Source organism: Tsukamurella sp. 1534, from assembly GCF_000312385.1.
Lineage (GTDB): Bacteria > Actinomycetota > Actinomycetes > Mycobacteriales > Mycobacteriaceae > Tsukamurella.
Window position 1 is genome coordinate 1,222,780 of sequence record NZ_HE997626.1, and the last position, 23,216, is coordinate 1,245,995.

The window sequence follows — 23,216 nt, forward strand, 5'->3', positions numbered from 1 at the left end:
CCTGCGCGAAGCAGTCATCGTGTCCACCGCCCGCACCCCGATCGGGCGCGCGTACAAGGGCGCCTTCAACGACACCCAGGGCCAGGCCCTGGCCGGCCACGCCATCGCCGCCGCGGTCTCCCGCGCCGGCATCGAGCCGGGCGAGGTCGAGGACGTGATCCTGGGCTGCGCGATGCAGGAGGGCAGCACCGGCTACAACGTCGCGCGCCAGGCCCTGCTGCGGGCCGGCCTGCCCGTCACCGTTCCCGGCATGTCCGTGGACCGGCAGTGCGCCTCCGGCCTCATGGCCGTCGCGACCGCCGCGAAGGAGATCGTCGTGGACGGCATGCGCGTCGCCGTGGGCGGCGGCGTGGAGTCGATCAGCCTGGTGCAGAACGAGAACCGCAACGGGTTCCGCACGCAGGACCCGTGGCTGATCGAACACGGCCACGACGTGTACATCAGCATGCTCGAGACCGCCGAGAACGTGGCCCAGCGGTACGGGGTGACCCGCGAGCAGCAGGACGAGTACGCCCTCGAATCGCAGCGCCGCACCGCCGCCGCACAGGAGGCCGGCCTGTTCGCCGACGAGATCGCCCCCGTCACCGGCACGAAGCTCGCCGCCGGCGCGGACGGGCCTGTGGCGGAGGAGTTCACGCTCTCCCTCGACGAGGGCAACCGCCCGTCGACGACGCTGGAGGGCCTGTCGGGGCTGCGCGCCGTCCTGCCGGACCGCGACGGCCACGCCGCGACGGTCTCCGCAGGCAACGCTTCGCAGCTCTCCGACGGTGCCGCCGCGGTGGTTCTCATGGAGCGCGCCGAGGCGGAGCGCCGCGGCCTGGAGCCGCTGGGCACCTACCGCGGCATCGCCGTGGCCGGCTGCGAGCCGGACGAGATGGGCATCGGCCCCGTGTACGCGATCCCGAAGCTGCTCGCGCAGCACGGGCTCACCGTCGACGACGTCGACCTGTGGGAGCTGAACGAGGCGTTCGCCTCGCAGGCCCTGTACTGCCGCGACCGGCTCGGCATCGACCCCGCGAAGTACAACGTGAACGGCGGCGCGATCGCGATCGGGCACCCGTACGGCATGAGCGGCGCCCGCATGGTGGGCCACGCCCTGCTCGAAGGCCGCCGGCGCTCGGCCCGGTACGCCGTCGTCACCATGTGCATCGGCGGCGGCATGGGCGCGGCGGGGTTGTTCGAGTTGTGATCCTCCGCCCGTCCGACGGCCGCGTCCGCTCATCCACCTCGGGATGGGCGGGCGCGGCTATGCTGTGGCAGCTATGACGGAAACCTTCGGTGTCGACGCCGCGGCGCACGAGGCAGCGCGCACGATGATTCTCGACGCCGCCGCCGACGTGTTCCAGCGGCAGGGTTTCAACCGGACCACGATCGACGACATCGCGGACGGCATCGGCGCGACCAAGGGCCGCGTCTACTACTACTTCCGGTCGAAGTTCGACATCTACCTCGCGGTGTACGAGCGCGGGATGCGCTTGGTGCGCGAGGCCGTCGAGCCGCACGCCTCCGGCCCGGGCTCGGGCCGCGACCGGCTGACCGCGATGTGCGAGGCGCACGCCGAGAACCTGATGACCAACCTCAGCTACCACAACAGCATCCACCAGGGAATTCACCGCCAGACCACGCCCGCGCTCAAGGAGCGGCAGGCTCAGCAACTCAGCGAACTCAACGGTATTCGCGACGATTACGAGGTCATGTTCCGGCACGTCGTGATCGAGGGCGTCGAGGACGGGTCGTTGCGCGACGAGGATCCTCAGCTCACCGCCCGCATGCTCCTGAGCAGCCTGAACTCCATCGACGCCTGGTTCCGTGCCCGGCCGGGCCAGCCCGCGGACGAGCTCCGCGATCTGGCCGCCCGCATCACCAGGATGTTGATCTCCGGACTGGAGACTCGGTAATTCCGATACCCAGTCAGGGCGCGTACAGGACGGCTTTGCGCCGGTGGGAGACTCCGGCTCCTATACGCGGGTGGGCGCGACACGGAGCCTAGGCCACGACGAACCGCCCGTCGCACCGGCCGTGAGGTGTGATCGGAATACCGATGGGGCCGGGGCTTTTCGTCCTGGACTCCGCACGGCTCGTGATCTGCACCGGTCCGGTTCCTGTGCGGGCCTTGAGCTCAACAACGTTGTCGGCCGAGCCGTCGAGGTGACCACGGGTACCGGTACGCAGATTCTGCCAGTCGATGGACACGGTCGTCGGCATCACGACCCCGACGTACAGCGGGCCGAGGTCCTGCCAGACCCTGATCGCGACGATACCCGGAGGCAGATTCCGGTTCCCCGCTGAGACTTCGATGTTGGGCGCTCTGCAGACGACCACGTCGTGAGAGTCGCCCGGCGTCGGCGGGGCCGCCGACGCCTGCGCGCCGACCGCGGTGAACATCGCCACCACGCCGCCGATGATGCCGCTGATTCGGAATGAAGCGGGATGCACTTTCGTCTCCTCTGTCGTGGCCGGGTCGGTGATATCGAGTGGATCAGGGGTCCTCGGTTCGGGTTGCCTCCTGCATGGACGTCGCGTACCACGCGCGCATCGCGGGATGCATGGCAGCCGCATAGATTCCGATCTCACAGACCGCCAGCGCGACGTGCACGAGGCGGAGCCATATCGGCCCCGCGGCGACGGCGGCCGAGACCAGGAGCAGGATCGCTGCGGCGACGGCGACCCGTCGGCACCGCCGGTAGGCGGTCGTGCTGCCCAGCGCCAGCCGCCGCAGGGCCAGCGGCCAGCTCACCGCGAGCAGGATTCCGAACGTCACGCGCCCCCACAGCTGTGCGAGCAGTGCTGCGTGCGGGGCCCCGGGGTCTGCGGCACGGGCCCTGGCCAGGAGATCGTCGTGCTGGAGAACCGACACCGCGGCGACGATCACCACGATCGTGACCGTGGCGACCACCGGCGGGATCAAGAGTCTCCACGCCGACGGTGGCACTGACGCGCCGGCCCCGGAAGCGCCCGGGGCGCCGCGTGACCCGGTGCGCGGGGTGATCCGCCGCGCGGCCAACGCGACCAGGACCGCGGCAGCCACCGCGCACAGGATGTTCCCGGCGCAGTCCGCGGCGCGGGAACCACCCCCCACCGGTTGGTGGGGGAAGGCGATCCAGGCGTACGTGGCCATCGCACCCGCGGTGGCGGCGAGCCGGTGGGCGGCGCCCCACCCGCGGCACCGGGACCAGTACGCCACAGCGGAAGCCAGCACCCCGGCGGCGAGGAACCACGCCGCCACGCTGATCCACTGGCACCACCTGGTCGGCCAGAACATCACGAGCGCCAGCATCGAGCTGGTCAGGAGCAGGGTCGCGACTCCGACGAGCCACGGCGGGGGTGCACTCCGTTCCGCCCGCGGATGCCCGGCCGGCATGAGGAAGGCGAGGCCGATCAGGAGGACGATCGCCACGATCGACAGCGCATGTTGTAGCGGTGTCGCACGGAACGGGTCTTCGACACGGGTTCCGACGAAACCGATCACCACGCCTGCACTGAAGAGCAGCGCGGCACCCGCGTATCCCGGACGCGCGAGCCACGGAGTCGTCCGTCGATCCGGGAAGAGGGTCTCGACCAGGGCGATCGGGACGCAGATGCTCCAGATGACATGGAGCGACAACACCGCTTGCACGATGGAGACGTTCGTCCCCGGCACGGCGAGGTAGGCGTCCCCCGCGAGCGCGTCGTGTGCGCCGCTGTAGCCGGGATTCCACAGCAACTGGTCAACGGGCCCCTCCTCGATCAGCGCGTACGCCGCGGCGAGCAGAATGATTGACGGCCAGCCGCGGTGGGCGCGTCGCACGGTCTCGCGGATGAACAGCGCTCCACCCCCCGTAGAGCGGGGTGAACAACAGCAGGATCGCCACCTTGTCGAGCGTCAGGTTCCCGAGGAAGAACTCCCCGACGATCGGGGCGAGGATGACGAGCACGACCGCGGGTGCCGCCGCGTGGAGCCGCCGCCTCCGCGCGCCCGGATCAACGACGAGCCCTCTGTCGGGGCCCGCCCGCGTCATGGCGTCCTCCCCGTGGTCGGCATGTCACCGGTCGTCGTGCCGAACCCCGTGGAGCGCGCATCGCGCGGCAGCAATCGATCGACGACCCACAGCCCCACAGCGATCTGGAGCGCGCAATCGAGGTAGTGGCAGTAGAACGCCCCCACGTACCCCGGTCCGCCCCAGGCATTGGCGGTGAAGGCGGGATCGAGGCCGCCGAGGACCTGCTGGCCCATCCGCCACACCAGATAGAGGCAGAGCACGAGCAGAATCGTCACGGGTACCGCTCGCAGCGGCGACCGCGACGTCGCGCGGATTCGCCGAACGAAATCGGCCGACAGGGGCGTCGACGGCCTCGCCGCCGGGTACCGCAGCGCCGTCACGATCCAGGCGAGCGCGACGACGGTAAGCGCCATGTGCACCCCCCACGCATCGGTTCCCGGGCGATGCCGGACAGCAGTCGGCTGCGCGGCGACGAGCTCGAGACCACCGGCGAGAACACCGAGGCCGAAGGCGGCCAGCGTCGTCGCAGTGGGCCATTGGGACAGTCGGGACCGTTCCAGCATGGTTCCAGGGTTCACCGTGGTGCCTCCCGGACGCATCCTCCCGCTGGTCCGAGTCACCGTCGCCCGGGAGCGAGGCGTACGACAGTCGGGTAGTCCGGAAGGAGGAGGCGCGGATCGTTCGCAGGTCGGGTTCTTCGTTCGCGACCTGGTCGTATGGTGGTTGAAGTGGGTACTCGTCGAACATTGCTGGTCGACAGCACGGTGGCGGTGATCTGTTTCGCCTGGGTCACCGGCCCGGAGATTGCGCGATCTCCAACGGAGTCGTCGGCATGGGCGGCGGGCCTCGTCGGTGCCGCCGCCATCGCACCCACGGTGTTGTGCAGGCGATTCCCCGTTCTCGCGCTCGGCTGCGTCTCGACCGTCCTCGTCCTCGCCGCGCTCGCGGACCTCCGGTTCACCTGGTTGGTGAGCAACGCGGGCCCGGCCTTCGGCATCGCCGTGGGGTGGGCCGCCTACAGGTTGCCCTGGCGTACATCGCTCATCGTGTGCGCGGTGGCCGCGTTCGGCGTCTCCGCGGTCGGGTTCGCGGTGTGGACCACCTATAGCGAGCACGACCAGGACGCCGTCCAACTGATCATCGCGATCCCCGCGTGGCTCCTGGGCACGCTCCTCAGTCGTGAAGGCACTCATCGCAGCCGGCATCTCACCGAACAGCGCGAGATAGAGACCCAGAAGGAAGCCCGGATCAGGGCTGAAGAACGCCTGCGCGTATCGCGGGAGATCCACGACGTCGTCTCGCACAGCCTCAGCGTGATCGCCCTCCGCAGCGGTGTCGCCCGCCTGGTGATCGACCACGACCCCGACGAAGCACGATCTGCGCTCCGCGCCATCGAAGATTCGAGCCGAGGGGCGCTCGACGACGTCCGGCGGGTACTGGGCACCATCCGGGACACCTCGGCCCCGCTCTGTCCCCGTTTGTCGGATCTGGAGTCCCTGGTCAGCACGGACTGGCCGGGCGGGGTGCAGGTCGTGCTGGCCGACCGCACCGATCACGCCGCGCTCGATCCGCAGGTGCAGACCACCGTTTACCGGATCGTTCAGGAGGCACTGACCAACGCGGTGCGACACTCACGGGCGAACGTGGTCTCGGTCGAGATCGCTATGGCGGGAACGGAACTGACCGTCCGGGTCACCGACGACGGTGACGGCGCCCTCGCCGCGGCGACGCCGGGGCTCGGTCTCACCGGCATGCGGGAGCGAGTCGCGACGCACGGCGGGGTCCTGTCGCTGGGCAATGTCGATGGCGGTTACCGCGTCGAGGCGGTGATCCCGCTGTGAACGAGCCCGTGCGCGTTCTCATCGCCGACGACGAGGCCCTCGTCCGCGCCGGCCTCCTGGCGCTCATCCAGGCGTCGTCCGGCGTGGAGGCGGTCGGCGAGGCGGCGACCGGCGACGAGGCGCTCCGCATCGCCCAGCAGACCGACCCAGACGTCGTGCTCATGGACGTGCGAATGCCCGTCATGAACGGCACGGAGGCGACCGCGCACCTGGTGGCACGCGGGCTGCGCGCCAGGGTGCTGATCGTGACCACCTTCAACGACGACGAGGTCGTCTTCACGGCGTTACGGGCCGGTGCCAGTGGTTTCGTCCTCAAGGACACGTCGCCGGAACGTCTGATCGAGGCGATCAGGATCGTCGCCGCCGGGGAGTCCCTCCTGAGCCCGTCGGTAACCCGCCGTCTCATCAGCGAGTTCGTCACCCACCGCCCCCAGGTGCGTTTGGCGCGCGACAGACTGGACGAGCTGACCCAGCGTGAATGCGACGTCCTGCGCGCCATCGCCGCGGGATTGAACAACGACGAGATCGCCACCGCACTGTTCATCAGCGTCACCACGGTGAAGACCCACATCTCACGATTGCTGGCCAAGCTCGGCGTGCGCAGTCGCACGCAACTGGCGATCAGCGCCTACGAGACCGGTCTCGTTGTACCTGGCTCGCTCTGACCACGTCACGTCTACACAACGACACAGGTCGAAGGAAGAACGGCGCTCCTATGCGATCGCGTCAAGCAGACCGATGCCCTGTTCTCTGACGCGTCCGCGCTACATATGAACGGGCCGTTCAGTCACATCGGGCGGTTCAGATATGGGAGCCGCGGGCTCTGGCCCTCGCTGGATGGCGGTGCCACACTGGTGGTGCCCGCTCGTTGGACGTCGAACCAGAGCTCTGACGACCCAGGGATTCCGGTCGGTATCGGGGGAAGAAAAGTGACGAAGCTACGAAGGCGAGCCGGAATCCGCTGGCTGATGCTGCACATCGTGCTCGTTCTGGCCCATTTCGCGGTAATGGTCGCACTCGTCTCCGTGGGTGGGACGTTGATAGCGGTGGGGTGGCCCGGGTTGTGGTCTGCCGCAGCCACCGCGCAAGTCATCGGAGGTGGTGCGATGACAATCCCGCTCGTTTACGTTGCCTTCGTCGTTCCTGGGAAGATCGAACATCTCACGGGACGCGAGGTCCCCGGGGGCGATGCCTCCGGCGCGGCGATGGGGTAGCCGGATCAGGTGGCGCGACGAGGCGCCGCTGCCGTGACATCGCTGCTGCGAAATCGGCGTGGGTCCCGGTATCGGCGTGCGCACAACCGCACCTGCGGGCTTCGGCCCCAGGAACATGCAGTGACGGCAAGCTGTCAGTGTCCCGTGACGGGGTCCACGGGTCGACCCAGTGATTGAAGTGGAGCATGCGATGTCTCGCTCATTCGAACGGTCGGGCAACGTGGTCGCAACGCCGACGAACCGATACCGGATCACGTTGCGTGTTGCTGTGTTCGTCGCTGGGCTGATACTGGCCGCCCTCGCGCTGGACCTCGGGTGGGCGCTGCCTCACCAGCAGCATTGCGAAGGAGACGTGTGCGAGACCTCGATCGTCCTTGTCGATTGGAAGCATGTCGACTGGAGCTTGGCGCCTGGCCGCGTTTCCTGCAGCACCGACGCGCCCCAGCCCGGCGACCCGATCATGAAACCTGACGGCATCTGCATCGTGAGCGGCGGAGGTCGACCAGATCACCGAACGAGCTATGACGAGCGGCGTTCCGAACTCGCTTTACGCAGGCAGCTCACTGCAGGTGGGGTAGTGATCATCCTCCTGCTCACGGCAGCGGGTGTCGGGATGCTGGGTCGAAGACCGAGCTCGGGCACCTCCCAGGAGTGACCGTCCCCTCAGCGCCCGGCGCGTCCCAGGGCCGCCTCGGCCCGCGAGAAGTCCGAGGATGCCAACGGCACGCCTAGCGTGGAACGGAATTCGCGGCTCGATCATTTCGTTCGCTTCTCATACCTTTGGGGGATCCTCTAGTGTGCCGTCGGCGTGCACGGTCGTCGTGTCGACACCGCTGACGAAGGGATCACTATGGCGAGCCCGCTCTACGGCCTACTCTTCCTCGCGTGCTGGCGCGCGCTGCGCCTGCGACCGGGTGTGCCGATTGCGCGCTGGTCGCTCACTCTGATCGGGATAACCGGGGCTTTCGCAGTTGCGCAATTGGTTCACCCGGAGCTCGAGCACTCGCTACAGCGATCCGCCGTCGCGATCGATGGTGGCGAGATATGGCGGCTCGCAACCTCATTCCTGGTGCAGGGCGGCGGCGTCTTCGGTGTGGCGTTCAACCTGATCACTCTGGCGGTGACAGCGATCCTCGCCGCACGGGCTTTCAGTCCGGTGGTCGGACTCGTGATCTATGTCCTCGGTGGGGTTGGGGGCAACTTGCTGTCGTTGGCGTTCGACTTTCCCGACGACGCCGGCAGTTCGCTGGCCACGATGACCCTGGCCATGGCAGCAGCGTGCGCGACGGTGCCGCTCGACTCCCTCGTCGGCAGAGTCTGTGTCGGTGCTCTCGCCGTGGTCGCAGTGGGCCTGCTGGTGCTGCGGGACCAGCACGCGATCGCGGCAGTGCTCGGAGCCGGCTCCGGCGTTGTCCTGCGGCGGGGCGTTCCGGACAGGATCGCTGCCGGCGCGACGTGCTGGGTCGGCGCGGTGACGTTCTTCATAGGGCAGGCCGTCGCGGAGGCGGGCGTGTCGAACCACTACAGCGCGGTCCGGAACATGGTCAGCGACCTGGGAATGGTCACCTGTGAGCCTGCTGACGTCGGGGCATATCACACGGATGTGTGCTCCCCCTGGCACCTGGCGATGAACCTCGGGTTCGCGGCAACAGGGTGCGCGCTCCTCGCGGGAACGATTCTCCTGCGGCCCCTCCTGCCGCCGGGCCGCCCCGCCGAAGTAGGTGCAGCACTGCTCGTGGCAGGTGGGCTGGGAAAGATCGGCGCCGGCCTCACGCCCGGCGACCTCTACCCGATCGCGCACATGGCGGTGGCCGTCTTCAGCGGCCCAGCCCCGACGATCGGCATCCTCATCGTTGGATGGTCACTGCGCTCGAGCCGACCGACGTTCGCCCGGATCACCCTCATCTGCGGAGCCACCGGCGTCCTCGGGTTCGCGCTCACCGCGCCCGCCACCTCAGCGGGCTGGGCCGGCTTGGCCGAGCGAATCGCCATGTATCCCATGGTGCTGTGGATCATCGGCACCGGCGTAGCAATCCTGTTTGAACATCAAAGAACAAGCCGTTCAACCGAACCGCGCGAGGCCGACACAAATCGACCCCAGTAATGACCGGCATGAATCAGCCGCAATGCGGATCATCACGACGATCGGCACCACTGTGACAGTGGGAGCACTGGCGGCAGGCGGCGTGCCGGCCGGCGGAGGTGCAACTCATGCTGATGGCTTCCCCAGCGGTCCATGGTGCGACACGACGACCGTTCTCAAGGCGGAGTCCGAGCTGTCCCCGGGATCGTCTGCACTCGTCTGCACGACACCGCGTGGCGCACTGCCAGGCCCGGGCCGGCGAAGCAGGCGTCGGCAAACCGTTGGCAGGAGACAGTACCGAACCAAACAGGCTTTCCTGCAACATCTCCCATGATGGTCCTGGGGGAGCCGGTCCGGACGCCCGAACGTCCGCGTAGTTCGGAGGAGCTCTTCTGATACCGCAAGGCGCTGTGATCTCCGCGCGCCCAGGGAGATCGGCCGCCCCATCGGCCCGATCGCGTACTTGACTGTGCCCCGACGACATGGTTTTCACTCGCCGGAGACCCCGACGAAAGGATCAACGCCATGCAGGCCGATAACGCAGTCCGCCCACGACGCATCGAGATCGAAGAGTTCTTCGCCGACCCTGCGTTCTCCGGTGCGGTGATCTCACCAGACGGCACTCGCCTCGCGTACCTTGCACCCGCATACGGCCGCACTCAGGTCTGGGTGCGGGGCGTCGACGACGAGCACACCGCCGCGATCTGCGTGACGCGCGACGAGCGCCGCGGAATCAAGACCTTCTACTGGACCGACGATCCGCGGTGGCTGATCTACCGGCAGGACACCGACGGCAACGAGGACTGGCACCTGTACCGGGTCGACCTCGAAGCTCCGGAAACACCCGCGGTCGACCTGACGCCGATGGCGCCCGGATCCCGAGTCCTCCAGATGGACGTGATGCGCACGAAGCCCGGACACATCCTCGTGGAGATGAATCCGGACCCGATGGTGATCGGCCTCTACACGATCGAGGTCGCGACGGGACAGTGGACGCTCGTGCGAGAACAGCGCCCCGACGGCGATGGTGGCGGCGCGTTCGGGTGGGAGACGCAGGAGCGCTTCTACTCGCGGCAGGACGCCGAAGGCAACTACGAAATCTTCGCGATCGACGAGTCGGACGAGAGGCGGCTGCTATTGCGGCTCAATGGTATCGAGTACCCGATCGGTCCGAACCCGATGTTCCCTGCGCCCGACGGCGATGCGCTCGTGCTGGGCCTCTACCAGGACGGTACAGATGAGATGCGGCTCGTGCGCCAGGCGCACGACGGCACGCAGAGTGTCGTGGCAGCGCTTCCCGGGCACAGCCTGTGCGTCATGGGTTTCGCCACGGAAGACTTCGGGTTTCCGCCCTCGGTGTTCTTCAGTCGCAGAACCGGTGAGCCGATCGCCGCCCGATTCGTGGGCGACCGCCCGATCATCGTGCCGGTCGACCCGCACTTCGCGGAGGTCCTCGACCGGCTGTCCACCCTTTCCGACGGGGTGATCGACACAGTCTCGTCGGACACGTCCGAACAGCGCTGGGTAGTCAGCTTTCTCAACGATCGCGATCCCGGCGCCACCTACTTCTACGACCACTCCACCGGCGAGAGTCGTCTGTTGTTCCGAGCCCACCCGCAGCTCGCTCCCCCAGATCTGGCGCCGATGACCGCGGTGAGCTTCGTCGCCCGAGACGGTCTGCCGTTGCACGCCTTCCTCACTCTCCCGGTGGGAGTGGAGCCGCACGGGCTACCACTTGTCCTTTTGGTTCACGGCGGACCGTGGGCCAACGACATGTGGGGGTACAACAGGGAGGTGCAGATGCTCGCGAACCGCGGATACGCGGTGCTGCAGGTCAACTTCCGCGGGTCCACCGGATACGGAAGAACCCACCTGACCGCCGCGGTCGGAGAGCTCGCGGGCGCGATGCACGACGACCTCATCGACGCGGCCGAATGGACCGTGGCGCAGGGCTTCGCCGCCAGGGATCGAATCGGCATCTACGGCGGATCGTACGGCGGCTACGCCGCGCTAGTAGGAGCCACGTTCACGCCCGACTACTTCGCGGCGGCCGTCGACTACGTGGGCGTGGCGAGCCTCATCGACTACATCGAGGCCCTGCCGCCGTTCGTGCGGCCACACCTGCGGAACAATTGGCTCGCCTACGCCGGCGACCCCGAGGTTGCGGCCGAGGCGGAGGACATGCGGGCGCGGTCGCCGATCACGTTCGTCGACCGGATCCGCACTCCGCTCCTGGTAGTGCAGGGCGCCAACGACGTTCGGGTGCGGCGCGCCGAATCCGACGCGATCGTCACATCACTGCGCGATCGCGGCGTGCCGGTGGAGTACTTCGTCGCCGACGACGAGGGGCACGACTTCCAGAATCCCGAGAACCTCGTCACCATGTTCCGGCTCATCGAGCAGCACCTCGGCCGCCACCTCGGCGAACAGTAGAGCCGAAGCGCTCGAGACCGGACGGAGGCCGCGAGGGCCGGACACAGCGACCGGTCGGAAGAAGAACTCCCGTGGGCTGCAGAGATCTCGTCGCCGTACGGCGGTATCGAACCGCTACCCCTGCAAGTCACGGACGTCGGCGCACACCTGGAGGACTGCTGCGGGCTCAGTCGACCTTCGGTGTCGCGATGTCGCTGAGAGCTGCGAAGTAGGCGTCGAATAGGGGGCGCAACCTCGAGCCCGGCGTGAATGCCCACTCGTGCCAGGCGAAGTCGACAGCCGCGACCCCGGCCGCGGCGAGGGCGCGGGCGACGCGGACGTCGCCGAGACGGGCACCCAGCACGTCGGCGACGGCAGACTGGTCGCCGCGCTGCTGGGACGCCAGGTGCCCCTTGAGCGCTGGCACTTCATTGATCATGCGGATGCGCGCCCGCAGCGGGTCTCCTCGGGACTCGGCTGTGGCGACCATCGGCTCGGTGGCCGCGCGCATGACCACCCAGACGCCTGTGCCGGGCGCGGCCGCCTCGACGGCCTCGGCAACGCTCTGAGCGAAGGAACCAGCGCGTGTAGCGGCGAAGCGTGCTGCGGAGACGACCGCGTCCTCCTTCGAAGCGAAATACCGGAAGAAGGTGGCGCGGGAGACGCCGATTCCGCGGGCGAGCTCGTTGGCCGTCACGTTGTCGAAGCCGTGCTCGACGCAGAAGGTTGCAGCGGCGTCGGCCAGCTCTGCACGCAGGATCTCGCGACTGCGGTCGCGCACATCGTTCTGCATGAACCTGAGTCTATAGCATGATACGGTCTCCGTCGGATGAGACTCCGTCTCATTCGCTCGTCAGGCAAAGAACGGAAGAACGATCATGACCTCCACCCGGGCCCAGGACATGCCCCTGGCCTGCGACGACCGCGCGCCCACGCCTCGACACCGTTCGGGGGTGATCCTCGCCGTGCTCGCCTTCGCGGGACTCGGGGCCTCGTTTATGCAGACGATTCTCATCCCGATCCAGGGTGAGCTGCCGAGGCTACTGGGCACCACCAGCGAGAACACCGCGTGGGCGATCACGGCGACCCTGGTGGCAGCGGCTGTCTGCACCCCTGTCGCCGGGCGCCTCGGCGACATGTTCGGCAAGCGCCTCGTCGTCATGTCGCTTCTACTGCTTCAGGCGGTAGGTGCGATCCTCGCGGCGTTCGCAGGCGACGTGTCGACCCTCATCGTTGCTCGTGCACTACAAGGGGCGGTCGCAGGCGTCATCCCCCTGGGCATCTCGATCCTGCGCGATGTACTGCCGCCCCAGAAGCTCGGCGCGGGCATCGCCCTCGTCAGCGCGACACTCGGTGTCGGCGGCGCGCTCGGCCTGCCGCTCAGCGCTATCGTTGCAGAGCACCTCGACTGGCACGCACTGTTCTGGGTCGCTGCCGTCATCGCCGTGCTCGCTTTCCTCGGCTGCGCAGTCTTCGTGCCCTCGAGCGAGCAGCGCTCGCCGGCACGCATTGACATCGTCGGCATCGTCGGACTCTCGCTCGGACTCGTCGGCGTGCTCATCGCCATCTCGCGCGGCGGCGAATGGGGCTGGACAGACGCGCGCACACTGACCCTTTTGTTCGGCGGAGCGCTCGTGCTCACGATCTGGGGCGCGATCGAGCTGCGCGTGAAGGACCCACTCGTCGACCTGCGCGTGAGCGCACGCGCACCGGTGCTGCTGACCAACCTCGCCTCGGTCACGATGGGATTCGCTCTCTTCGCCTCCAACGTGGTGCTCCCGCAGCTGCTCACACTGCCACAGGCGAGCGGTATCGGGCTTGGCCTCACCCTCACGGTCGCGGCGCTCGTCGTCGCTCCCTCCGGTCTGGCGATGATGGCGATGTCGCCCGTCGCGGGCAGGGTCGGGCACCACTGGGGTGCGAAGCGGCTGCTCCTAGTGGGCTCTGTGGTCCTCGCCCTGGCCTATGGGCTCGCGTTGGCCTTCCACGCCCAGGTCTGGCAGATCCTCGTCGTCAGCATCGTGCTCGGCATCGGAGTCGGCCTCGGCTACGCTGCGATGCCCGCGCTCATCATGCAGGCAGTGCCCGCAAATGCGAGCGGGGCGGCCAACGGCCTCAACGCGCTGATGCGCTCGCTCGGAACCACGATCGCTGCTGCCGTGACCGGCGCGGTCCTCGCGCAGTCCGTCACGACCATCGGTGGCGTGACGGGGCCAAGCGAAGGAGGCTTTCTCCTCACGCTCGCGCTCGGGCTCGGTGCCGCGGTCGTCACCCTTATCATCGCGGCGTTCATCCCACGCCCACGCGCAGCCCAATCAGGAACGGAGAGACATACCTGACCCCTGCGGCAGCCGTCGCCGACGTCTATGGGAGGGCTGCCGCGGTGTCGGGGATCAACGAGTCCGGTCGGTGACTAGGTTCGCGCATGTGAGCGTCACAAGTTCACGAAGATGAGCGGAGCGCCGCGTTGGCGGCCTCGCGTGTAGACCTCGGCGCAGGAGACACGGGAGTGCTCGTCAATGACGGTGCACAAATGACAGTCGACGAGCGGTTGCTGCGTTTCCGAGCACCGCCGTACCGCCCCGGGTTTCGCGGGCACGTCGAGGTTCGACGTCCGGGCGAATGCCACAGACGTCCCTGCATGGACGTCTGACAGCCACCCTCCGACTGCAACTCCAAACGGAAGTAACCACTGAGAATCATCCGCTTCACCGGTCCGGCAACGCGTGCACGTCTTCTCACATCAGAAACGACAAAACCCGAGGTCACGAGCTCTTCTGAGTTCGTGACCTCGGGTGCTGCAGTTCATGGAACTGCTCCTGGTGGGCGAAGGGGGACTTGAACCCCCACGTCCCGAAGGACACTGGCACCTGAAGCCAGCGCGTCTGCCATTCCGCCACTCGCCCGAGCGACCGAAGAAGACTAACACGATGAATCTCGCGGCGCGAAATCGAGCCGCTACCTGGACCGACGGTCTTGCCCCCGCACCGTCGACCGTGCTACCAAAGGGACAGTTGGGACGAATGGGGTTACGCTGGGTTCGCCGTGCGGCGATCGCCGGTATCATCATTGGTCAGAACATGCACTGCGACACGCTGAGGAAGGAGGAAGTCGTCCATGGGGATCCTGCAGCGATTCGAGCGCAAGCTCGAGGGGGCCGTCGGCGACGGCTTCGCCCGGGTCTTCGGCGGCAAGGTGGTTCCCCAGGAAGTAGAGGCTGCTCTTCAGCGCGAGGCCGAGGACCAGCTGCAAACCCTGGGAGACGGGGCGTATCTCGTACCCAATAAATACGTCATCGCCGTCTCCCCCACCGACCAGGAGACCTTCGAAGCGGATCGCGAACTCGCGATCCGCGCGTTCTCGAAGCACCTGGACGAATACATCCATGACAACGGCTGGCAGACTTATGGTGACGTGGTCGTGCACTTCGAGCAGTCACCAGCACTGCACACGGGTCAATTCCGTGCCCGTGGCACCGTCGACCCGGATGCAGTCCCGCAGAACCTAGTACCCCAGCGTCCACCTGCAGAATCAGGAGCCGATTCGATGAGCAACAATCCCGGATACGACCAGGGGCGGCACGGCGGCCAGTACGACCAGGGGGCCTACCAAGGGCAGCCGGGGTACGACCAGCAGGGCTACGCCCAGCAGCCGCAGCCGGGCCAGCCCGGCTACGACCAGGGCTACCAGCAGCCCTACGACCCGAACTACGGCCAGCAGCAGGGCTACCAGCCGCCGGCATTCGATCAGGGCGGCTACCAGCAGCAGCCGTACGACCCGAACTACGCGCAGCCGGGATACGACCAGGGCTACCAGCAGCAGGGCTACGCCCAGCCGGCCCAGCCCGGATACGACCAGGGCTACCAGCAGCCCGCCTACGACCAGGGCTACGCCCAGCCCGGATACGACCAGGGCTACGCGCAGCCGGGGTACGACCAGGGCTACCAGCAGCCCGGCTACGACCAGGGCTACGCCCAGCCGGCCCAGCCGGGATACGACCAGGGTTACGCGCAGCCGGGTTACGACCAGCAGCCCGGCTACGACCAGGGCTACGCCCAGCCCCAGGGCGGCTACGCCCAGCCCGCCGGCGTCACCCTGTACCTGGAGGACGGCTCCAACCGCACCTTCGCCCTGCGGGACGGCGCCAATGTGATCGGCCGCGGCCAGGACGCGCAGTTCCGGCTCCCGGACACGGGCGTCTCGCGCCGCCACGTCGAGATCCGCTGGGACGGCTACGCCGCCGTGCTCAACGACCTCGGCTCCACCAACGGGACGTCGGTCAACGACGTGCCCGTTTCCAACTGGGAACTGGCCGACGGTGACCGCATCCGGGTCGGCCACTCGGATATCGTGGTGCGCTTCCAGTAGATTTTCTCTTCGGGCTCGCGGAAGCAGACCCGCAAGACGCGCCCGCAGACCGCGGGGCGCGAGCCGAGTGTGCGTCTGAGCGACCAGGAGGGAGGCGCCGTGCAGGGACTCGTACTGCAACTGACCCGAGCGGGTTTCCTGCTGCTCCTGTGGCTGTGCGTGTGGCTGGTGATCAGCGCGCTGCGCTCCGACGCGCGCGTGGCCTCCGGCCTGCGGCCCAAGCAGAAGGATGCCAAGGCCCCCCGCCGAGGCCTGTTCTCGCGCACCAGCAAGGTGGCCAAGTACCTCGTGGTCACCCACGGCCCGCTCGCCAACACCCGGATCACGCTGGGCCAGCAACCGGTGCTCATCGGCCGCGCCGACGACTCCACGCTGGTCCTCAACGACGATTACGCGTCCACCAGGCACGCCAGGCTCTCCCGCGACGGGGACGACTGGTACGTCGAGGACCTCGGCTCCACCAACGGCACCTATCTGGCTCGCAACAAGGTGACCACTCCCACCCGCGTCCCGCTGGGCACTCCGGTGCGCGTGGGCAAGACAGTGATCGAGTTGCGCCCGTGAGTCTCGTCCTTCGCTACGCCGCCCGCTCCGACCGAGGCCTGGTCCGGAGCAACAACGAGGACTCCGTCTACGCCGGAGCCCGCCTGCTCGCGCTGGCCGACGGCATGGGCGGCCACGCCGCGGGCGAGGTGGCGTCGCAGCTGATGATCGCCGCGCTCTCCCCCCTCGACGACGACGAGCCCAGCGGCGACCTCCTGGACACCCTCGAGGAGGCGATGGTCTCCGGCAACGAGTCCATCGCCGAACAGGTCTCCGAGGACCCCGAGCTGGACGGCATGGGCACCACGCTCACCGCGATCCTGTTCGCCGGCTCCAAGCTCGGACTCATCCACGTGGGCGACTCCCGCGGCTACCTGCTGCGCGACGAGCAGCTCACCCGCATCACCAAGGACGACACGTTCGTCCAGACCCTCGTCGACGAGGGCCGGATCACCGCCGAACAGGCGCACGTGCACCCCCAGCGCTCCCTCATCATGAAGGCCCTCACCGGCCACGAGGTCGAGCCCACCCTCACGCTGCGCGAGGCCAAGGCCGGCGACGTGTACATGCTCTGCTCCGACGGCCTGTCCGACGTGGTGAGCGACGAGACCATCGGCGACACCCTGGAACTGGCCTCCGAGGACGTCAGCGCCGCCGCCGACAAGCTGATCGAGCTCGCGCTGCGCTCCGGCGGCCCGGACAACGTCACCGTCGTCGTGGCCCGCGTCGAGGACACCAGCTTCGGCCAGAGCCGGCCCATCGTGGGCGGCGCCGCGAACGAGGACGACGAGGACTACGTCCCGCCCGCCAACACCGCCGCAGGCCGCGCCGCGGCACTCCGCCCGCCCAAGAAGGCGCCCCGCCGCGTCCTCGCGCAGGAGGTCGTCGAGGAGGAGCCCGACCGCGGCCCGCGGCGCAAGTGGATCGCCCTCGCATTGGTCCTCGCGTTCGTCATCGTCGGCGGCATCGCCGCGCTGGTCACGCGCTCGGTGGTGAACTCGAACTACTACGTGGGCTCCACGACCGACGGCCGGATCGCGATCTCGCACGGCGTCAAGGTGACCCTGTTCGGCAAGGCGCTCAACAAGCAGCAGGAGGTCGTGTGCATCGCCGACTCCCCCGCCGCGGGCGGCGCCGCGCAGGGCTGCGAGCCGCTCAAGGTCAGTGAGCTGACCCCGCGCGGCAAGGCCAACCTCGACGGCCTGCCTTACGCCAGCTCCCTCGACGACGCCCGCGATCAGGCGCGCGCCCTCACGGACAAGGACAACCTGATCCCGCGCTGCCAGATCAGCACCGTCGTCGAACCCGCGCCCGCCCCGGCACCGTCGGGCGGCCCGGCACCCGCTCCCGCGCCGACCGCCGCCCCGGCACCGGCCCCCGCGCCCGGCGCGACCCCGGCGCAGCCCGCGCCGGTCACCAAGGTGGTCACGCAGACCTCGACGCCCGACGCCCCCTGCCGGGGAGGCCCGTCGTGACGTCCGGAGTCAATACCCCCGGTTCCGGGCTCACGCTCGATCAGAACCGTCGCTCCCGGACCTACGAGCTGGTTCTGCTCGGCGCCGCCACCGTCGTGATGGGGGCGTCGCTGGGCATCGTGGAGTGGGCGCAACGCCAGTCCATCAGCTGGGACCTGGTGAAGTACATGGCCGCGTTCATCGTGCTCTACGGTGCCGCGCACATCGCCATGCGCCGGTTCGCGCCCCACGCGGACCCGCTGATCCTGCCCGTCGTGGCCCTCCTCAACGGCCTCGGCCTGGTGCTGATCCACCGCCTCGACCTGGGCAACCAGCACGGCGAGAACGGCCGCGTGATCGAGACCAACGAGGCGAACCAGCAGGTGCTGTGGACCCTGATCGGCGTCGCGGTGCTGGTCGGGGTGCTCGCGCTGCTGCGCGATCACCGGACGCTCTCGAAGTACGCCTACACGATCGGCCTGGCCGGCATCGTGTTCCTCGCGCTGCCCGCCGTCCTGCCGTCGAGCATGTCCGAGATCAACGGCTCGAAGAACTGGATCAAGACCCCGCTGTTCAACATCCAGCCCAGCGAGGTCAGCAAGATCCTGCTGATCATCTTCACCGCGGCGTTCCTGGTGTCCAAGCGCGACCTGTTCACCTCCGCCGGCCGCCGCGTACTGGGTGTCGACCTGCCGCGCGCCCGCGACCTGGCGCCGCTGCTGCTGGTGTGGATCGTGGCGCTCGCGGTGCTCGGCTACGCCAACGACCTCGGCACCCCGCTGCTCATCTTCTTCACCGTGCTGGCCATGGTGTACGTCGCCACCGAGCGGGTCGGCTGGATCATCGTGGGCCTCGCGCTCGCGGTGGTCGGCGCCGTCGTCGCCTACTTCCTGTTCTCGCACCTGCAGGTGCGCGTCGCGGTCTGGCAGGACCCGTTCAGCGACTTCTACGGCGTGGGCAACCAGCCGGCGCAGGCGCTGTTCTCCCTCGCCACCGGCGGTCTCGCCGGTACCGGCCTGGGATCGGGGCGGCCCACCATGGTGCCCTTCGCCTCGACCGACTTCATCATCGCCGCCATCGGCGAGGAGCTCGGGCTGATCGGCCTCGCCGCGGTCCTCATGCTGTTCCTCGTGCTCATCTTCCGCGGCTTCCGCGCGGGCCTCACGGTCCGCGACAGCTTCGGCAAGCTGCTCGCCGCGGGACTCGCCTCCACCATCGCGATCCAGCTGTTCGTGGTGGTCGGCGGCGTCACCAAGCTCATCCCGCTCACCGGCTTGACCACCCCGTTCATGAGCTACGGCGGATCGTCGCTGCTCACGAACTACGCGCTCGTCGCGATCCTGCTGCGGATCTCCAACGCCGCACGGGAGCCGAAGGTGACGCGCAAGCCCGGTGCCCCGGTCCCCGACCGGCCGACTGAGATCGTGAAGCGCGTATGAACGCACCGATCCGCCGCGTCAGCCTCGTCGTCGTCCTTCTCGTGGTCGCCCTGCTCGCCAGGTCGACCTTCGTGCAGGTCTTCGAGGCCGACGACCTGCGCGCCGACACCCGCAACGAACGGGTCCTGCTCGACGAGTACTCCCGCCAGCGCGGCTCCATCCTCGCCGGCGGCGAGGTGATGTCGCAGTCCGTGGCCACCGACGACAGGTACAAGTACCTGCGCTCCTATCCCAAGGACCTCGCGCAGGCGTACTCGCCGCTCACCGGCTACTACTCGATGATCTACAGCTCCGGCGGCCTCGAGCACGCCGAGGAGTCGATCCTCAACGGCGGCGACGACCGGCTGTTCGGCGGCCGCGTCGCGGACATGTTCTCCGGCCGCGATCCCCGCGGCGGGAACGTCGTGACCACGATCAACCCGGCCATGCAGAAGGTCGCGTACGAGAAGCTCATGTCCTCGTGCGGATCGGCGGGGCCGTGCCACGGCGCCGTCGTCGCCATGGAGCCGCAGACCGGCAAGATCCTCGCGATGGTCTCGACCCCCGGCTACGACCCGAACCCGCTGTCCTCGCACGACCCCAAGGTCGTGCGGAACGCGTGGGAGTCGCTCAACGCCGACCCGAACAAGCCGATGGAGAACCGGGCCACCACCTGGACGTACCCACCCGGGTCCACGTTCAAGGTGATCACGACCGCCGCGGCGCTGTCCCAGGGCAAGGGCGTCGACCTGAGCACCCGCCTCACCGCGGACAAGCAGATCACGCTGCCGGGCGGCGGCGGCACGACGCTCCAGAACTACGCGGGCACGACCTGCCAGGACAGCTCGGGCGGTACCGTCAGCCTGTTGCAGGCGTTCCAGTACTCGTGCAACACCGCGTTCGTCGACCTTGCTACGTCGAAGATGCAGGACGGAGGAGAGGCGATCAAGCAGATGGCCAACAATTTCGGCATGAACTCGTCGCCCGACCCCATCCCGCTGCGCGTCGCGCAGTCGTCGACCGGCGAGCTGGCCGACGGTGCCCAGACCGGCCAGTCCGCGATCGGCCAGCTCGACGTGGCGATGACGCCTCTGCAGAACGCGGTGATCGCCTCGACACTGGCCAACGGCGGCATCCGGATGCAGCCGTACCTGGTGGACAGCCTCCAGGCGCCCGACCTGTCGACGATCTCGACCACGGCGCCCAAACGCGCGGGCCAGGCGATCTCGCCGGAGGTCGCGACCCAGATGCGGGAGCTCATGGTCGCCTCCGAGCGGAACACCAAGGGCTCGAGCGGCCGCGTGCCGATCGCCTCGAAGACGGGCACGGCCGAACACTCCGAGGGCCAGAAGGGCGGCGAGGCGCCGCACGCCTGGTACATCGGCTACGGTCCGGTGAACGACCCGAAGGTGGCGGTGTCGGTCATCATTGAGAACGGTGGAAATCAGGGCGAGGCGGCGACCGGTGGGTCGCTCGCAGCGCCGATCGGACGTGCGGTGATCAACGCCGCGTCGAACGGGCAGGGGAACTGATGAGTCTGCAGACCGGCTCCATAATCGCCGACCGGTACGAACTCCTCCGGCTCATCGCGACCGGCGGCATGGGTCAGGTGTGGGAGGCCATGGACACGCGTCTCGACCGGCGCGTGGCCATCAAGGTGCTCAAGGCGGAGTTCTCCGAGGACCAGGAGTTCCTGGCCCGGTTCCGGAACGAGGCCCGCACCACCGCGGCCCTCAACCACCCGGGCATCGCCGGCGTCTACGACTACGGCGAGACGGACGACCAGGCCGGCGGCGCGCCGCTGGCGTACCTGGTCATGGAGCTCGTCAACGGCGAGCCGCTCAACGCCGTCCTGTCGCGCCTCGGGCACCTCAGCCAGGCCCAGGCGCTCGACCTGCTCGAACAGACCGGCCGGGCGCTGCAGGTGGCGCACAGCGCCGGACTGGTGCACCGCGACGTCAAGCCCGGCAACATCATGATCACCCCCACCGGCCAGGTGAAGATCACCGACTTCGGCATCGCCAAGGCCGTCGACGCCGCCCCGGTCACCAAGACCGGCATGGTCATGGGCACCGCCCAGTACATCTCCCCCGAGCAGGCCTCCGGCGAGGACGCCACCGCCGCCTCGGACGTGTACTCGCTCGGCGTCGTCGGCTACGAGTGCCTCGCCGGCAAGCGGCCGTTCTCCGGCGACGGTGCGATCACCGTCGCCATGAAGCACATCCGGGACCAGCCGGATCCGCTGCCGCCCGACCTGCCGGCCCCGGTCCGCGAGCTGATCACCCTGACGCTGGTCAAGGACCCGCGGCAGCGCTACGCCAACGGCGGCGAGTTCGCCGACGCCGTGGCCGCCGTGAAGTCCGGCCAGCGGCCGCCCATGCCGCGCGGCTGGACGGGCGGCGCGCTGCCCGCCTCGAGCCCGGCGCCCGCCACGGCGGCCACCGCCGTGGTGACCCCGCCCCCGTCGCGCCCCGGCCCGCAGCCGGTCACCGGCAACCGCAACTCCGCGCCGCTCTCCCGCGCGACCCCGGCGTACACGGAGGACTCGGGCTGGACCAAGGCGCAGAAGACGGTGCTGGGCATCTCGGCCGCGCTGCTGCTCCTGGCCGGCGCGATCATCGGCGGCTACCTGCTGTTCCGGGACACCGGCGGCACCACGCCACCGTCCACGAGCAGCTCGACGGGGCCGACCGCCACCGTCGGGCCGCCCCCGACCGGCAATTCCACGTCGGCGCGCCCCGAGCAGCCGACGACGCGGCCCACCAAGACGGTGACGGAGACCTCGACGCCTCCGCCGCAGACCACCACGACCCCGCCTCCGCGGCCGACGACGACCACACCGCCGCCGACCACGACCACCCCGCCGCCGACGACCACGTCGGAGCCCCCGATCACCGGTGGTGAGCCCACCACGACGCCGCCGCCGCGGGTGATCTTCGGGATCCCGCTGCCCGGCTACCTCGATGGAGGCGACACTCGATGACGACCCCGCCGCGGCGCATCAACGACCGCTACGACCTGGGCGAGACGCTCGGGTTCGGCGGCATGTCCGAGGTGCACCTGGCCCGTGACACGCGCCTGTCCCGCGATGTCGCGATCAAGATCCTGCGCGCCGACCTCGCCCGCGATCCGAGCTTCTACGAGCGCTTCCGCCGCGAGGCGCAGAACGCCGCATCGCTGAACCATCCGACGATCGTGCAGGTCTACGACACCGGCGAGGCGCAGACCGCACAGGGGCCGCTGCCCTACATCGTCATGGAGTACGTCGACGGGGAGACCCTGCGCGACGTGCTGCGGCGCGACGGCACCATCGCCCCGCAGGCCGCGATGACGTGGATGGCCGACGTGTGCGCGGCGCTGGACTTCAGCCACCGCAACGGGATCGTGCACCGCGATATGAAGCCCGCCAACGTGATGCTCACGCGGGCCGGCGAGATCAAGGTGATGGACTTCGGCATCGCCCGGGCGATGAGCGATCCGTCGGCCGGGATGACGCAGACGGCGGCCGTGATCGGCACCGCCCAGTACCTCTCCCCGGAGCAGGCGCGCGGCGAGTCGGTGGACGCCCGTTCGGACGTCTACGCGGCCGGCTGCGTGCTGTTCGAGCTGCTCACCGGCCAGCCGCCGTTCCAGGGCGATTCCCCCGTGTCGGTGGCGTACCAGCACGTGCGGGAGGACCCGCCGACCCCGTCGTCGATCCTCGACACGGTGCCGCCGGAGCTGGACTCCATCACGCTCAAGGCGCTCGCCAAGAACCCGGCCAACCGGTACCAGACCGCCGGCGAGATGCGCCAGGACCTGATCCGGGTGCTCGCGGGCCGTAAGCCCGAGGCGCCGATGGTGCTCACCGACGAGGACCGCGACGCCTTCCTCACCGAGCAGCCGCGCGGGCGCCGCGCGAAG

Annotated in this window: 19 protein-coding genes and 1 tRNA gene; 15 read left to right on the top strand and 5 right to left on the bottom strand. The window is 68.8% G+C overall.

All coding sequences use genetic code 11. The features are described 5' to 3' along the window. The first annotated feature begins 1 nt into the window (after position 1). Both BN39_RS06000 and BN39_RS06005 read left to right on the top strand, forming a co-directional pair. A complete protein-coding gene (locus BN39_RS06000) occupies positions 2-1,189 on the top strand; it encodes an acetyl-CoA C-acyltransferase (RefSeq protein ID WP_040766698.1) in 1,188 nt (395 codons plus the stop codon). A gap of 73 nt (positions 1,190-1,262) precedes the next feature. After that, complete coding sequence (locus BN39_RS06005; RefSeq protein WP_019201466.1) at positions 1,263-1,898, top strand: TetR/AcrR family transcriptional regulator; 636 nt, start codon at positions 1,263-1,265, stop codon at positions 1,896-1,898. Positions 1,899-1,986: 88 nt separating this feature from the next. On the opposite strand, the gene BN39_RS06010 is transcribed toward BN39_RS06005, so the two are convergent. The 3 genes from BN39_RS06010 to BN39_RS23665 form a co-directional block, all read right to left on the bottom strand. Beyond that, positions 1,987-2,436: a hypothetical protein gene (locus tag BN39_RS06010; protein ID WP_019201467.1), complete on the bottom strand. Its 450-nt coding sequence runs from the start codon at positions 2,434-2,436 to the stop codon at positions 1,987-1,989. 43 nt (positions 2,437-2,479) lie between these two features. Next, positions 2,480-3,787: a hypothetical protein gene (locus BN39_RS22100; RefSeq protein WP_019201468.1), complete on the bottom strand. Its 1,308-nt coding sequence runs from the start codon at positions 3,785-3,787 to the stop codon at positions 2,480-2,482. A 207-nt stretch (positions 3,788-3,994) separates the two neighbouring features. Next, positions 3,995-4,543, bottom strand: a complete 549-nt coding sequence (locus BN39_RS23665) for a hypothetical protein (protein ID WP_019201469.1) — start codon at positions 4,541-4,543, stop codon at positions 3,995-3,997. 492 nt (positions 4,544-5,035) lie between these two features. Between BN39_RS23665 and BN39_RS06025 the strand changes: the two genes are divergently transcribed. The 5 genes from BN39_RS06025 (at position 5,036) to BN39_RS06050 (ending at position 11,551) form a co-directional block, all read left to right on the top strand. Then, the gene (locus BN39_RS06025) at positions 5,036-5,821 is read left to right on the top strand and encodes a sensor histidine kinase (protein ID WP_159103229.1); all 786 of its coding nucleotides are present in this window, start codon (positions 5,036-5,038) and stop codon (positions 5,819-5,821) included. Then, complete coding sequence (locus tag BN39_RS06030; protein WP_019201471.1) at positions 5,818-6,486, top strand: response regulator transcription factor; 669 nt, start codon at positions 5,818-5,820, stop codon at positions 6,484-6,486. The genes BN39_RS06025 and BN39_RS06030 overlap by 4 nt, the downstream gene beginning before the upstream one ends. Before the next feature lie 718 nt (positions 6,487-7,204). Beyond that, the gene (locus BN39_RS06040; protein ID WP_148281427.1) at positions 7,205-7,690 is read left to right on the top strand and encodes a hypothetical protein; all 486 of its coding nucleotides are present in this window, start codon (positions 7,205-7,207) and stop codon (positions 7,688-7,690) included. Between the two features lie 195 nt (positions 7,691-7,885). Continuing rightward, a complete protein-coding gene (locus BN39_RS06045) occupies positions 7,886-9,139 on the top strand; it encodes a rhomboid family intramembrane serine protease (protein WP_019201474.1) in 1,254 nt (417 codons plus the stop codon). 504 nt (positions 9,140-9,643) lie between these two features. After that, entirely contained in the window at positions 9,644-11,551 is a 1,908-nt protein-coding gene (locus BN39_RS06050; RefSeq protein WP_019201475.1) for an alpha/beta fold hydrolase, read from the top strand. 166 nt (positions 11,552-11,717) lie between these two features. Here BN39_RS06050 and BN39_RS06055 read toward each other — a convergent pair whose 3' ends face one another. Continuing rightward, positions 11,718-12,323, bottom strand: coding sequence for a TetR family transcriptional regulator (locus BN39_RS06055; protein ID WP_019201476.1), 606 nt, complete (start codon positions 12,321-12,323; stop codon positions 11,718-11,720). Between the two features lie 85 nt (positions 12,324-12,408). Here BN39_RS06055 and BN39_RS06060 point away from each other — a divergent pair, with 85 nt between their 5' ends. Then, on the top strand, positions 12,409-13,869 hold the full coding sequence (locus BN39_RS06060) for an MFS transporter (RefSeq protein WP_019201477.1): 1,461 nt from the start codon (positions 12,409-12,411) through the stop codon (positions 13,867-13,869). Between the two features lie 481 nt (positions 13,870-14,350). Here BN39_RS06060 and BN39_RS06065 read toward each other — a convergent pair. Then, positions 14,351-14,436, bottom strand: a tRNA-Leu gene (locus BN39_RS06065). A gap of 211 nt (positions 14,437-14,647) precedes the next feature. Between BN39_RS06065 and BN39_RS06070 the strand changes: the two genes are divergently transcribed. The 7 genes from BN39_RS06070 to pknB form a co-directional block, all read left to right on the top strand. Next, positions 14,648-15,898 carry a DUF3662 and FHA domain-containing protein gene (locus BN39_RS06070; RefSeq protein WP_019201478.1) on the top strand — a complete coding sequence of 417 codons (1,251 nt, stop codon included), beginning with the start codon at positions 14,648-14,650 and terminating at the stop codon, positions 15,896-15,898. Positions 15,899-15,997: 99 nt separating this feature from the next. Then, positions 15,998-16,462, top strand: a complete 465-nt coding sequence (locus BN39_RS06075) for an FHA domain-containing protein (protein WP_019201479.1) — start codon at positions 15,998-16,000, stop codon at positions 16,460-16,462. Next, positions 16,459-17,916, top strand: coding sequence for a PP2C family serine/threonine-protein phosphatase (locus BN39_RS06080; protein ID WP_019201480.1), 1,458 nt, complete (start codon positions 16,459-16,461; stop codon positions 17,914-17,916). Before BN39_RS06075 ends, BN39_RS06080 begins: the two co-directional genes overlap by 4 nt. Beyond that, the gene (locus tag BN39_RS06085; RefSeq protein ID WP_019201481.1) at positions 17,913-19,334 is read left to right on the top strand and encodes an FtsW/RodA/SpoVE family cell cycle protein; all 1,422 of its coding nucleotides are present in this window, start codon (positions 17,913-17,915) and stop codon (positions 19,332-19,334) included. The genes BN39_RS06080 and BN39_RS06085 overlap by 4 nt, the downstream gene beginning before the upstream one ends. Next, entirely contained in the window at positions 19,331-20,845 is a 1,515-nt protein-coding gene (locus BN39_RS06090; protein WP_019201482.1) for a penicillin-binding protein 2, read from the top strand. Before BN39_RS06085 ends, BN39_RS06090 begins: the two co-directional genes overlap by 4 nt. Further along, positions 20,845-22,296, top strand: a complete 1,452-nt coding sequence (locus BN39_RS06095; RefSeq protein WP_019201483.1) for a serine/threonine-protein kinase — start codon at positions 20,845-20,847, stop codon at positions 22,294-22,296. The genes BN39_RS06090 and BN39_RS06095 overlap by 1 nt, the downstream gene beginning before the upstream one ends. Next, on the top strand, positions 22,293-23,216 hold a 924-nt coding region (gene pknB / locus BN39_RS06100), incomplete at its 3' end, for a Stk1 family PASTA domain-containing Ser/Thr kinase (protein ID WP_148281477.1). The genes BN39_RS06095 and pknB, both read left to right, overlap by 4 nt.